Origin of the sequence: Allobosea sp., assembly GCF_017308075.1 — a bacterium.
In the GTDB taxonomy this organism is placed as follows: Bacteria; Pseudomonadota; Alphaproteobacteria; order Rhizobiales; family Beijerinckiaceae; genus Allobosea.
This window is the reverse complement of the sequence record NZ_JAFKFX010000014.1, coordinates 1-11,201: the sequence shown is the minus strand read 5'-3', so window position 1 is coordinate 11,201 and position 11,201 is coordinate 1. Positions and strand designations below refer to the sequence as shown.

The 11,201-nt window shown below is 67.4% G+C and carries 10 protein-coding genes; 2 read left to right on the top strand and 8 right to left on the bottom strand.

Going from position 1 to position 11,201, the window contains the following annotated elements:
* Positions 1-278: 278 nt before the first annotated feature.
* A complete protein-coding gene (locus J0J10_RS00530) occupies positions 279-1,322 on the bottom strand; it encodes a zinc-dependent alcohol dehydrogenase (RefSeq protein WP_291644395.1) in 1,044 nt (347 codons plus the stop codon).
* Between the two features lie 214 nt (positions 1,323-1,536).
* Here J0J10_RS00530 and J0J10_RS00525 point away from each other — a divergent pair, with 214 nt between their 5' ends.
* Together J0J10_RS00525 and xylB are read left to right on the top strand one after the other, a co-directional pair.
* Positions 1,537-2,484: a sugar-binding transcriptional regulator gene (locus J0J10_RS00525; protein WP_291644393.1), complete on the top strand. Its 948-nt coding sequence runs from the start codon at positions 1,537-1,539 to the stop codon at positions 2,482-2,484.
* 6 nt (positions 2,485-2,490) lie between these two features.
* A complete protein-coding gene (gene xylB, locus J0J10_RS00520) occupies positions 2,491-3,936 on the top strand; it encodes a xylulokinase (RefSeq protein ID WP_291644391.1) in 1,446 nt (481 codons plus the stop codon).
* A 4-nt stretch (positions 3,937-3,940) separates the two neighbouring features.
* On the opposite strand, the gene J0J10_RS00515 is transcribed toward xylB, so the two are convergent.
* From J0J10_RS00515 to J0J10_RS00485, 7 genes are all read right to left on the bottom strand, one after another.
* Positions 3,941-4,732, bottom strand: coding sequence for an inositol monophosphatase family protein (locus J0J10_RS00515; protein WP_291644389.1), 792 nt, complete (start codon positions 4,730-4,732; stop codon positions 3,941-3,943).
* Positions 4,725-5,570 (bottom strand): phosphodiesterase, encoded by an 846-nt coding sequence (locus J0J10_RS00510; protein WP_291644387.1) that lies wholly within the window; start codon positions 5,568-5,570, stop codon positions 4,725-4,727. The genes J0J10_RS00515 and J0J10_RS00510 overlap by 8 nt, the downstream gene beginning before the upstream one ends.
* A gap of 83 nt (positions 5,571-5,653) precedes the next feature.
* Positions 5,654-6,925 (bottom strand): ABC transporter substrate-binding protein, encoded by a 1,272-nt coding sequence (locus tag J0J10_RS00505; RefSeq protein ID WP_291644385.1) that lies wholly within the window; start codon positions 6,923-6,925, stop codon positions 5,654-5,656.
* Between the two features lie 56 nt (positions 6,926-6,981).
* Positions 6,982-7,788 (bottom strand): carbohydrate ABC transporter permease, encoded by an 807-nt coding sequence (locus tag J0J10_RS00500; protein WP_465247136.1) that lies wholly within the window; start codon positions 7,786-7,788, stop codon positions 6,982-6,984.
* A 68-nt stretch (positions 7,789-7,856) separates the two neighbouring features.
* Positions 7,857-8,780 (bottom strand): carbohydrate ABC transporter permease, encoded by a 924-nt coding sequence (locus tag J0J10_RS00495; RefSeq protein ID WP_291644381.1) that lies wholly within the window; start codon positions 8,778-8,780, stop codon positions 7,857-7,859.
* 1 nt (position 8,781) lies between these two features.
* The gene (locus tag J0J10_RS00490; RefSeq protein WP_291644379.1) at positions 8,782-9,969 is read right to left on the bottom strand and encodes an ABC transporter ATP-binding protein; all 1,188 of its coding nucleotides are present in this window, start codon (positions 9,967-9,969) and stop codon (positions 8,782-8,784) included.
* An 81-nt stretch (positions 9,970-10,050) separates the two neighbouring features.
* Positions 10,051-10,872, bottom strand: coding sequence for a metallophosphoesterase family protein (locus tag J0J10_RS00485; protein ID WP_291644377.1), 822 nt, complete (start codon positions 10,870-10,872; stop codon positions 10,051-10,053).
* Positions 10,873-11,201: the final 329 nt, after the last annotated feature.

The following is an 11,201-nucleotide window of genomic DNA, read 5'->3' as shown; positions in this document are numbered from 1 at the left end:
GAGGCCAACAACTTGAATCTGCGACATGGAAAATCCCCTCCGCGATGACCATCACTCCGGAACACAAATCCGGATCAGCGATGCCGCAAAGCGGAGCCGTTCCACATCATCATACTTCAGGGTGGACCAATTCAACGGGAGTGGATCACTGAATGGCTGCGATGATCCAAAAAATCCTCCGTTTGCATTCAGGCCCAATTGATCCGACACGCCACGCATCGCTCATTACACATCGGGCGCCGATGGGCGATTGGCGAGCGCACGACCCGCCAACCCCGCTAGTTTAGACCTTCATCATCAAACCGGCTGGGGTAGATCAGGCTCTTGATCAGACCGGGCTCGTTGTTGGCGTGACGACGGAAGGCCTCCGGGCCCTCCTTGAGCGAGAAGCGATGCGAGACCACCGCCTCGACATCGACCTTGCCGAGCGCGACGAGCTCGATGGCGCGCGGATAGACATGGCCCATCCGGCGCGAAAACTTGATGGTAAGGCCGCGGCGGCGCGCCTCGGCGGCTGGGATCACATAGCTGTCGCCGTCGGGTATGCCGACCAGAACGACGCGCCCGCCGATCCGTGCGGCGCGGATCGCGTCCCTGAAGCCTTCCGGTGCGTTGGTCGCTTCGATCACCAGCGGCATCCCCTCGCCGCCGGTCCATTCCGCAATGTCGGCGACGCTCTCGCCGGCCTTGCTCGCGCCGAGCTTCAGCGCCAGATCGCGCCTGTGCGGCTGCGGATCGCAAGCCAGGATCTCGCCAACCCCGACCGCCTTCAGCACCTGCAGGATCAAAAGCCCGATCGGCCCGCAGCCGAGCAGCGCCACGCGCTCGAGCAGGCGCGGCTTGGCGAGGTCGACCGCATGGATGGCCACGCCGAGCGGCTCGAGCATCACCGCATCGCTCGGCGAGAAATGCTGGGGCACGGCGACGATCTGCGAGCTCGGCACCCAGATCCGTTCCGTCATCGCCCCGTCATGCGGCGGCGCTCCGATGAACACCACCTGCGGGCAGAGATTGGGATGGCCGCTCCGGCAATGCTCGCAGACACCGCAGGCCTGGTTGGGATCGACGGCGACGAGCGAACCCCGCGCCAGACCGAGCGCCGGCAGGTCCTCGGTCAGCCAGCCGCTGAATTCATGCCCCGGCACGAAGGGCTGGGCGATGACGGCTGAGCCGATGCCGCCATCCTTGTAGTAGTGCAGGTCGCTACCGCACAGGCCGACCGCGGCAACATCGAGGAGCGTCTCCCCCGGCGCGCCCTCGCGCAGGTTGAAGGGCGCGACGCGCGCATCGCCAGCGGCATGGATGAAGACGGCGTGGGACATTTTGGGCGGGCACTCCGGCTCGGCAAGGCTCTTCAACAAATGTATTTTGTCAATTACATTAGTCTCGGTCAAGGCGAAATGGACCCCGCGTCCGGAACGGCTTGGATTGTCGAGTTGCGCGCAGGCGATGTAAGCCACGCAGAGAAGTGACTGCCCCGCCCGCGGCGGGCCGTACCGGCCCGCTGAGTTCCCGCCCGCCGATCAGGATGCCGTAATGCCGGAGGATCCCCAGACCGAGGTCAGAGCCGCCTGGCTCTACTACATGGAAGGGCTGACGCAGGGTGAGATCGCCGACCGCCTGAAGATGACTCGCCTCAGGGTCAATCGCCTGCTGGTCGAGGCCCGCGGCAACGGCCTCGTCAACATCACCATCAACTCCCGGCTGGAGAGCTGCGTCCGGCTCGAACGCACCCTCGTCGACGCCTTCGGGCTGAAGGATGCGGTGGTGGTCCCGACACCGGCCAATGGCGAGCAGATCGCCCCGCAGATCGGCAAGGCGGCCGGCGAATTCGTCTCGCGGCTGATCGAGGACGATCCCAAGGGCGTCTTCGGCGTCGGCTGGGGCGGCACCCTGCGCGAGACGATCCGGCATGTCCGCCCGGGCCAGCATCCCGGGCTCTCCGTCACCTCGATGATGGGCGGGCTGACCTACGGCATCGAGCTCAACACCTTTGAGATCGCGAGTCTTTTCGCCGGGCTCTGGCAGGCCGAATGCCACTACCTCGCGGCGCCGATCTATGCCGGCACGCCGCAATCGCGCGACACCATCCTCGCCCAGGACGTGTTCAAGGCCGCCTTCGAGCGCATCCGCGCCACCGATATCGCGATCCTGAGCGCCGGCGATCTCAGCGAACGCTCGCTCCTGGTCCGCTACGGGCTGCCGCGCGATGTAGGCGTCGACGAATTGGCACGGCACGGGGCGGTCGGCGACATGCTCGGCCAGTTCATCGACCGGCACGGTGAGGCAATCGACCATCCGATCAACCGCCGCGCCATCGCCCTGCCGCTCGAGGCGCTGCGCTCCCTGCCGACCGTGATCCTCGCTTCCGGCGGCACCAACAAGGCCGCGATCATCGCCGCTGCGCTGCGTGCGAGGCTCGCCTCCGTGCTGATCACCGACGAAGACGCCGCCGCCGCCGCGCTGGCGCTGCACCGGGGTTGAAGCGCGATGACGCTCGTCCTCGGCATCGATCTCGGCACTTCCGGCGTCAAATCCGTTCTCGTCGACGAACAGGATGCGATCGTCGCCGAGGCGAGCGCGCCGCTGCAGATCTCGCGGCCAAAGCCGCTCTGGTGCGAGCAGGCCCCGCAGGACTGGTGGCGGGCAGCCGAAGCGACCCTCGACACTCTGGCAGCGCGCGAGCCGGCGCGCATGGCCGCGATCGGGGCGATCGGCCTCTCCGGCCAGATGCTCGGCGTCACCTGCCTCGACGAAGCCGACCAACCGCTGCGGCCGGCCATCCTCTGGAATGACGGGCGGGCCCGCGCCGAATGCGCCGAGGCCGAGGCCGCCGTGCCAGATTTCGCCGGGCTGGTCGGCTGCCGGGCCATGGTCGGCTTCCCGCTGCCCAAGCTCCGCTGGCTCGCCCGGAACGAGCCCGGGACGCTGGCGCGGACACGGCGCGTCCTGATGCCCAAGGACTATCTGCGCCTGCAACTCACCGGCGTCGCCGCGAGCGACCTCACTGAGGCGAGCGCGACCCTGTTGATGGACACCAAGGCCGGGCATTGGTCGGACGAACTCCTCGCCGCCTGCGGCCTCTCGCGCGATCAGCTGCCTGCTCTCGTCGCCTCGCACGCGATCAGCGGGACCTTGCGCACCGGACTGGCGGCGCGCTGGGGCATACCGGGCGACACGCCGGTCGTCGGCGGCGCCGGCGACAATATGAGCGGCGGCGTCGGTGCCGGCATCGTCGCCGCCGGCCAGGCCTCGATCAGCCTCGGAACCTCCGGCGTCTATTTCCTCGCCAATGACCGCTTCCTCCCGGCGCGCGGCCAGGGCATGCACACGCATCGTCATGCCGTCGCCGGGCTCTTTGCCCAGAACGGCTGCATCCTCAGCGCCGGCGCGGCGCTGACCTGGGTCGCGGCGCTGGTCGGCGCGGGCGACGTGCCGGCCCTGGTGCGCGAGGTCGAGGCGGCCTCCCTGCCGATCGACGAGACGCCGGTCTTCACGCCCTATCTGTCGGGCGAGCGCACCCCGCATGACGATGGCGGCCTGACCGGCACCTTCTCGGGCCTCGGCATGGCGACGACCCGGCTGCATCTCGTCCAGTCGGTGCTCGAGGGTGTCGCCATGGCGCTCGGTGACTGCCATCGCGCCCTGCACGAGACCGGAGCCGCGATCGCGCAGGTCTCGCTGGTCGGCGGCGGCGCCGGCAGCCGGCTGTGGTCGGAGCTGGTGGCGAGCGCAATCGGCATGCCGCTGCGCCGCGCCCCGAGCGCCAGCGTCGGCCCCGCGCTCGGCGCGGCAAGGCTGGCGCGCCACGGCATCGGCGGGCCGCTGGTCGCAGGTGCTGCCGGGAGCGAGGAGGAGATCGCCCCGCTGCCGGCAATGACGGAAGCGCTCGCCGGCAAGCGGCAGCGCTTCGCGGCCCACCTCGCCCTGCGCTGAAGGCTCAGGCGCGCCGGATCGCCTCGAGCAGTTCCTCATGGATCATCCCGTTCGAGACGATCTTCTCCAGATCGGCATCGACCGAGTCGACGCCGGCGACGGTCGTCACCCGCCCGCCGGCCGCCCGCACCAATGGCATCGCGGCGGCATGCGAGACGATGTCGGCCTTCAGCCCGATGAAGGCGTCGAGTTGGCCGGCCGCGACCAGCGACATCTCGAAGCCGCCGGAGACCATGACCCGCACGCCGCGGCAGAGCTCCGACAGGCAGCGGATGACATCGACCGTGCGCTGCACTTCCTGGGTGTCGTAATGCGAAGTCAGGCAGATCGAGACCACGGCGTCGCCGAGGCTTCTCGTCCCCGAGACGGCAGCGGCGGCGCCGTTGACCGTCGCGATGCCGCCATCCGCATAATGCGCGACGAGGCCGGCGAGCGGGGCATGGGTCAGCCCGAGCACCGTGCGCCCCTCTTCCTGATAGGCCATGGTCACCGAGAACCAGGGCAGGCCGCTGGCATAGTTCACGGTGCCGTCGAGCGGATCGATGATCCAGCGCGGCCCCTCGGCCGGGCCGGAGAAGCCGGCTTCCTCGGAGAGGATCGCGGCGTCGGGCGTCAGCCCGCGCAGACCGTCGATCACCATGCGCTCGGAGGCAAGGTCGGCCGCGGTCACGACGTCGCGCAGCTCCTTGCGGATGACGTCGAGCCTTTGGCCCTGCATGCGCACCAGCAGGGCGCCGACGTCCTGCGCCAGGACGCCGGTCCGTTCGAGCAGAAGGGAGAGACGCTGGTCATGCATGGCTGGGCTCCGGCCGGGCCAGGCCCGGATAGGCGGGATCGAGGACGAAGTCGCGGCGCGGGCCGAAATCGCCGATCGGCTGGAGATGGCTGACGATGCCCGTCTCGGGCCGCCAGACATGCACCGCAAAGGCCGGCGGTTCCATGATGAAGCGATTTTCTTCGCCCGGACGCAGGTCGAGCGCCACCTGATGTGCCGTCCCCGGGGCGACATAGCCGATCGTGCCGGCAAAGCGTAGCTGGATCGGCCGATGATAATGGCCACAGACGACCCGCTCGATCTCCGGATGCCGCGCGATCAATTCGACGAAATCCGGCGAGACCCGGCAGGGCATGATGTCCATGCCGTCGATGCCGACCCGGAAGGGCGGATGGTGCATGAAGATCAGGGCCGGCCGGCCCCGGCCTTCGCGCAGCCTGTCGGCGAGCCAGGCCTCGCGCTCGGCGCAGATCGCGCCGCCGTCCTGGCCGGCGACGACGGTGTCGAGCCCGATCAGCCGGACAGGAAAATCCTCGACCGTGTAGTGCAGGAAACCGGCCCTCGGCAGGCAGGAAAGGTCAGCGCCGAGGATTTCGGCGAAGGTCTCACGGCGATCGTGATTGCCCGGCACGGCATAGACCGGCATCGGCAGCTCGCGCAGCGTCGCGCGCACGATCTCGTATTCCTCGACAAGGCCGCAATCCGAGAGATCGCCGGTGACGAGCACGCAGTCGGGCCTTGGATCCATCGCCAGCACCGCATCGACCGCGGCGCGGATCGCGGCATTGGTGTCGACGATGCCATAGGCCGGGCGGCCATGTGGGCGGGCATGGAAGTCGCTGAGCTGGGCGATGATCATCAAAGGGATTCCGGGCGGCGAAAATGGATCGCCGCCCGGCCAGAACGGCCGGGCGGCGGCGCTTTCATTTCAGGAGCGACGGCTCACTTCATCAGCGCTTCGGTCTCGGAGACCATGCGCTCGAGGCCGGCCTTCGGGGCGATCTCGCCGCGCATCACGCCGGCGATGACCTCGCGCTGCTGGCGCCAGATGCGGACCGAGTTGCCACCCGGATAGCCCTGCCAGGGCGAGGCGCGGTTGACCTGGCCGTTGATGGTGCGAAAGTTGCCGTTGGCCTTGTAGAACGGGCCGAGGAAGGCGTCCTCACCGGCGCGCAGATTGGTCGGCATGTAGCCCGAGGTCTCGACGACGATCTTCTGCGCCTCCGGACCGGTCACGAACTTAACGAATTCCCAGGCCGCCTGCTGCTTGGCCGGGTCCTTGGCGGTGATCAGCGCGGCATTGCCGCCGGTCGGCAGCGTGCCCTTGGCTTTGTCGTCGATCGGGAACAGCGCGGTCTTCAGCGTGAAGCGGTCACCGATCAGATCGGTCACCTGGCGCAGGCGGGCCGGCGTGTCGAAGAAGATGCCGATCTTGCCGGCGATGAACTGCTGGCGCGACTGGTCCCAGTCGATCAGCGGCATGCCGTTCTCGGTGACGAGGCTGCGCAGCGTCTCCAGCGCCTTCAGGCCGACATCGCCCCCGAAGGCGACCTTCTTGCCGGACGCGTCGAGCAGGGTGTGGCCGCCCTGCTGGACGATGCCGCGCCACAGCCAGTCATCCGGCCAGTCGTGGATGTTGTAGGCGAGGCCGGCGACGTCGGCGGTGCGGATCTTCTTGGCGAGGGCGACGACGTCCGCCCAGTTGTCGGGCATCTTCTCGGGATCACCGCCGGCCTTCTTCACCAGGTCGGCGTTGAAGTACATCAGCGGGGTCGAGGCGTTGAAGGCGAGGCCCGCCTGCTTGCCATTGGCCTGGCCGAGGGAAAGCAGCGCATCGGAATAGTTGGCCTTGCGCCAGGCTTCCGGCTCAGCCTTGAGCAGCGCGCCGAGGTCGACGACCTGCTTGCGCTTGTCGAGCGTCTCGACCAGCTCGGTGAGCAGGTGGAAGCCGGAATAGTAGACGTCGGGCAGCTGGTTGGTCACCGACTGGCGCAGCATCGCCTGGTGGCCTTCGTCATAGCTTGCCGCCGGAGCGCGGAAATTGATCTTGATGCCGGGGTTCTTCTTCATGAACTCCGCGGCGATCGGCTCGTGGAACTTCGCGAAGGCGGGGAAGGCATAGAGGACGTCGAGCGTGACCTCCTGGGCCCGGGCCGCCGTCGAGGCAGCCAGAGCAAACGCCGCTGCGGCCAGCGTTCTGCCGAAAGCTTTCATCAGGTATCTCCTTGAGAAAATAAGTTTTCGAGAGGCTTAGGCGTTTCTAGGTCGGGTTATTTCACGCCGGTCATTGTAATGCCGTCGATGAATCTTCTTCTTGCGATCAGGAAGGCGATGACGAGGGGCGCCGTCAGGATCGTCGCCGCGGCGGTCAGCGCGCCGTAGTTAGAGCCGCTCTCCGCATCGGCGAAGAACATCATCCCGAGCGGCGGCGGCGCGAGCTTGGCGTCGGAGATGACGATCAGCGGCCAGTACAGGTCGTTCCAGTGCGCCACCGCCGAGAACACCGAGAAGGCGGCGATGGCCGGCCAGGCGCTCGGGGTGACGATCCGCCAGACGATCTCGAACTCGCTCATGCCGTCGAGGCGGGCGGCGTTGATGATATCGTCCGGAAAGCTGCGGAAGAACTGGCGGAACAGGAAGATGGCGAAGACCGACAGGAAGAACGGCACCATCATCGAGAAATAGGTGTTGAGCACCCCGAGATGGGCGAGCGCGATGTAGAGCGGCATCGCCGGCACCTGGACTGGGATGCACAGCCCGAGCAGGATCAGGACGAACAGCAGGTTGCGGCCGGGAAAGCGCAGCTTCGCCAGCGCATAGGCGCAGGGGATCGCGACGAGCAGCTGTACCGCCAGGATGCCGACGCAGATGATGACGCCGTTCAGCGCGAAGCGCAGCAGCGGCGCCTTCTCCATGGCCAGGCTGTAGTTCTCGACGCCGTAGAACCGCTTCGGCCAGAGCGCGATCTCGCCGCTGAAGATCTCGGCCGGCGGCTTGATCGAGGTCACCAGCATCCAGACGAAGGGGGCGAGCATGAAGATCGCGCCGGCGACCAGCACGCCATGGACGAGCGCCATCGAGACAAAGCGGCGCAGCACCGAATGGGCGGGCGTGACGGCCTGGGCTGGCAGGGGGGCGCCGGACATCAGTAATGCACCTTCTTGTCGAGGCTGAAGGTCTGGGCGGCCGAGAAGAGGAGGATGACGGCGAGAAAGATGAAGGTCAGCGCCGCGGCATAGCCAGTGTGGAAGTACTGGAAGCCCTCGAGATAGATGTTGTAGAGCAGCACTTCCGTCGAGCCGACCGGCCCGCCGCGCGTCATCACCGCGACAGTGTCGAAGATCTTGAAGGCGGTGATCATCGTCGTGATCACCACGAACATCGTGGTCGGCCCGAGCAGCGGCCAGGTGATGGTCAGGAAGCGGTCGATGCCGCCGGAGCAACCGTCGATGTCGGCCGCCTCGTAGAGATCGCGCGGGATCGCGGTCAGCCCGGCCAGGAACAGGATCATGTTGAAGCCGAGGATCTGCCAGACGCCGATCACGGCGAGCGTCGCGAGCGCGGTCGTGGGCTCGCTGAGGAAGGCGACGGGTGCGAAGCCGAGCCATTTGATCAGCCCGTTGATCGGGCCGAGCGAGGGATGCAGCAGGAACTGCCAGACGGTCGCCATCGCGATCAGCGTCGAGGTGACCGGCAGGAAGTAGATGACCTCGTAGACCGAGCGCATCTTGCCGCGCCGGTGCACCAGCACCGCGATCAGAAGCCCGCCGAGGACGCCGCCGGGGACGACGATCGCGACATAGATCAGCGTGTTCAGCAGCGAGCGGCGGATGATCGGGTCGGCCAGGGCCTTCTGGAAATTGCCGAGGCCGACCCAGTCCATGTCGACGGCGCCGAATTCGTAGTTCGTGGCGCTGAGCACGACGAGCACGGCGAGCGGCGCCAAAATCGTCAGTACGAGCAGCGCGAGCGCCGGCAGGGCGAAGCCGAGGCCGGTGAACCGTTCGAGCAGGAGCCGCCGGCCAGCGGCCGGGGCGACGCGCGCGGGAGATGGCAGGACGAGCGTCATCTCACGCCCTCAGCGGAACGACGGAAGCGGTCGCCGAACCCTGCCCGCGCGGCTCGATCCGCTGCCCCTGCGCATCGAAGACGTGGCAGGCCGCCTCGTCGAAGCCGAGCGCAAGCTCGGCCGCTTCGCTGACGCTCGCCGCGATGGCGGGGCTCACGCGCATGCTGACGCCACTGGCGTCGCGGCCGGCCAGTTCGAAATGCAGGATGTATTCGGAGCCGAGATTCTCCTTGCGCCGCAGACGGGCGGAGAACCAGGCGCTGCCGGTTCCACCCGGCTCGCCCTGGACCAGCGCCAACGCTTCTGGCCGGACGCCAAGCGTAACCGCCTGCCCCGCCTCTGGCGCGACCGAGAGCGCGAGCGGCCTGCCGAACAGTTCGAGGCGGCCGCCGGCAGCGACCGTCGCCGGCAGGAGATTGATCGCCGGACTCCCGATGAACTGGGCGACCTTGAGCGAGGCCGGCTTCTCGTAGAGCTGCGACGGCGTGCCGAGCTGCAGGATCATGCCCGAATCCATCATCGCGACGCGGTCCGACATCGTCATCGCTTCGACTTGGTCATGGGTGACGTAGACGAAGGTGGCGCCGAGGCGCTTGTGCAGTTCGGCGAGCTCGGTGCGCATGTGCACGCGCAGCTTGGCGTCGAGATTGGAGAGCGGCTCGTCCATCAGGAAGACGTCGGGGCTGCGCACCATGGCGCGGCCGAGCGCGACGCGCTGGCGCTGGCCGCCGGAAAGCTGAGCCGGCTTGCGATCAAGCAGCTGTTCGAGCTGGAGCTGTGCCGCGACTGCCGCGACATCCGCCTGGATCGCCCGCATCGCTTCACGGCGCCCCGGCGAAAGCTGCCTGAGCAGCGGCAGCCGCTGCCAGAGCCGCAGCCGCGACATCGTCAGCGGCAGCGCGATGTTCTGGCGCACGCTCATATGCGGATAGAGCGCATAGGACTGGAACACCATCGCCACACGTCGCTCATGCGGCCGCAAATGGTCGACGCCTTGCCCGCCGATCGCGACGCTGCCGCTGTCTTGATGCTCGAGCCCGGCGATGATGCGGATCATCGTCGACTTGCCGCAGCCGGAGGGCCCGACCAGCGTCAGGAATTCGCCGTCGGCGATGTCGAGATCGACACCGCCGAGGACGCGGGTCGGCCCGAAGGATTTGGCGATGGAGGACAGTGCGACTGTTGCCATGTCGTTCGCTTGCTCTGCTGTCTGGTCGGGACCGGCTCGCCAGCTGGCGCCGGTACCGGTGAAGTCTCGGGCGAAGGCCGGCTAGGCGGCGCGCGGCGGGTAGACTTCGTGGATCACGTCGTCGATCCAGAGCGTCTTCAGCGCCGCGATCTCGTGGACGGTGGCCGAGTAGTCGCTGCCGTCGAAAGTGTAGGTAACCGCGCCCAGCGTCGTGCTGCCGGCCATGCCGGGCTGGAGCTCGGGCCCGACCACGAAGCCGGAAGACGGCCCCCAGATGTAGCGCGTGCCATCGACCGAAAAGTCGTGGGCGCGGTGCAGATGGCCGCTGGCGACGAAGGCCACCTCGTTCTTGCGGACGAGCTCGAGCAGGCGCGCCCGCGGCCGCGGCGGCACGCTCCAGTAGCCCATATCGCCCTCGTCGGGGCTTTCGATGAACAGCGGCCGGTGCAGGAACCAGCCGAGGCGCCGTCCGCCGGCCTGCGCGATCTCCTGCTCGAGCCAGGCGAGCTGGCGGGCCTCCTCGCCCTCGTCGCTGCCGAACAGCATGGCGTTCAGGCCGATCAACCGCCAGCCTTCGATGTCGCTCGTCCAGAAATCCGGCCCGATATGGCGGCGCCAGCGCGCAAGCCGCAGCTCGTCGACGGGCTGGTGCGGGTGATAGGCCTCGCCGACATCGTGATTACCGGGAACGCTCAGCACCGGCGCGGCGATCTCCGCCAGGAGCTGCCGGCAATGGCTCATGTCCTCGTCCAGATCCGCACCATCGACCGTCACGTCGCCTGTATGAATGACGAGATCGGGCTGATGGATCGCTAACCAGCCCTTTAGCGGCTCCCAGTTGCAGGCAAAATGCGGCTTGGTCGGACTGAGATGGGTATCCGAAATTTGTACGACTCGACGCATGCCTTCCCCTCCCAACCGCGCCTCCTCGGAAGGAAACGCCCTGCCGTCGTCAGGTGCGAGGCAGTGATTATGTCGTGGACCATACAAATGAATGTTATGTGACACAAATGTATTTTTCCACCTTCTGTTCTTTGATCCACCCCCGTTGACTGTCCGCCGTCAGCGCCCTTGAGACGGTTCAGGGGTTTTCGGGAAGGGAGGATTTCTGGATCATCGCAGCCATTCAGGAGCGCAGATGAGACAGAACCGAAGGACCGCGGCAGCGAACTCCGGGCCGGAGAAAGCACCGGCAGAGCAGGTCGTGAAGGACATCCGGCGAGCGACCCGCC

Bases quoted from the DNA above. Each gene is read 5' to 3' on its own strand.
- J0J10_RS00530 (WP_291644395.1), bottom strand. From the start codon at position 1,322: ATGTCCCACGCCGTCTTCATCCATGCCGCTGGCGATGCGCGCGTCGCG.
- J0J10_RS00525 (WP_291644393.1), top strand. From the start codon at position 1,537: ATGCCGGAGGATCCCCAGACCGAGGTCAGAGCCGCCTGGCTCTACTAC.
- xylB (WP_291644391.1), top strand. From the start codon at position 2,491: ATGACGCTCGTCCTCGGCATCGATCTCGGCACTTCCGGCGTCAAATCC.
- J0J10_RS00515 (WP_291644389.1), bottom strand. From the start codon at position 4,732: ATGCATGACCAGCGTCTCTCCCTTCTGCTCGAACGGACCGGCGTCCTG.
- J0J10_RS00510 (WP_291644387.1), bottom strand. From the start codon at position 5,570: ATGATCATCGCCCAGCTCAGCGACTTCCATGCCCGCCCACATGGCCGC.
- J0J10_RS00505 (WP_291644385.1), bottom strand. From the start codon at position 6,925: ATGAAAGCTTTCGGCAGAACGCTGGCCGCAGCGGCGTTTGCTCTGGCT.
- J0J10_RS00500 (WP_465247136.1), bottom strand. From the start codon at position 7,788: ATGGCGCTCGTCCATGGCGTGCTGGTCGCCGGCGCGATCTTCATGCTC.
- J0J10_RS00495 (WP_291644381.1), bottom strand. From the start codon at position 8,780: ATGACGCTCGTCCTGCCATCTCCCGCGCGCGTCGCCCCGGCCGCTGGC.
- J0J10_RS00490 (WP_291644379.1), bottom strand. From the start codon at position 9,969: ATGGCAACAGTCGCACTGTCCTCCATCGCCAAATCCTTCGGGCCGACC.
- J0J10_RS00485 (WP_291644377.1), bottom strand. From the start codon at position 10,872: ATGCGTCGAGTCGTACAAATTTCGGATACCCATCTCAGTCCGACCAAG.